At 62.5% G+C, this 1014-nt stretch carries 1 protein-coding gene; it reads left to right on the plus strand.

Going from position 1 to position 1014, the window contains the following annotated elements; all coding sequences use genetic code 11:
• Positions 1–76: 76 nt before the first annotated feature.
• The coding region (locus tag AC07FD_RS39445) for an IS110 family RNA-guided transposase (RefSeq protein WP_478354203.1) at positions 77–1014 on the plus strand (938 nt) is incomplete at its 3' end.

The raw sequence follows: 1014 nt of genomic DNA on the forward strand, positions 1-1014 counted from the left end.
AGCCTGGGATCTTCGCCTTCGTCACGCACGACCGAATAGTCGCTTGGCTCCAATCGCACGCACAAGGCAGGTTATCGTGAACACGACCCTCTGTGGAATAGATATTTCGAAAGACTGGCTCGACGCCCATATCGAGCCGATCGGAACCGCAAGCCGTTTTGCCAACGATGCGGCAGGCATCGCGGATTTGGCCGCCTGGTGTCAGGCCAATGACGTCGAACTCGTCGTCATGGAGGCCAGTGGCGGCTACGAACGGTTGGCCTTCCTGCTGTTGTGGGAGATGGGGCAACCCTGCGGCATGGCCAATGCGAGGAGCGTTCGCTACTTCGCCGAGGCAATGGGCTTCCTGGAGAAGACCGACAGGATCGATGCCGCCGTGATTGCCCGTTATGGTGCTGTCAAGCGGCTCAAGCCGACGCCACCGCCGAGCGCAGCCCAGCAGCGGCTCAAGGCGCTGGTCGCGCGGCTTTCCCAGGTGGGAGGTGATCTCACCATCCAAAAGCAGCGCAAGAGCACTGCCGCCGACGCCGAGACCATCGCCAGCCTTGATGAGGTGATCGCGCTGCTTGCGCGCCAGAGCCGGAGGCTCGAGGGCGAGATCGCCACACTCATCGATGACGATCCGCTGTGGGCATGCCTCGACCGGGCCTTCCGCTCGCTCAAGGGTGTTGCCTCTCGCACCGTGGCGCGGCTGATGGCGCAGTTGCCCGAGATCGGCATCCTCTCCAACAAGGCCATCGCCAAGCTGGCCGGCCTGGCTCCGATTGCCAATGACAGCGGCAAGCGCAGCGGTCGAAGACCAGTGCGCGGCGGTCGCGCGGGACCGCGCGGCGTCCTCTTCCTCGTTGCCAGCATCGTTGCCAAATATGACCCGCATCTGGCCGCTTTCAAGCAACGGTTGCAGGCTGCCGGAAAGGAAAAGATGGTCATCCGCATCGCTCTCGCCAGAAAGCTGCTTGTCATTCTCAATGCCAAAGCACGCGACGCGCGCAACGAGTTCGCAAATGCAACTTG

It is taken from the genome of Mesorhizobium waitakense (assembly GCF_056431085.1).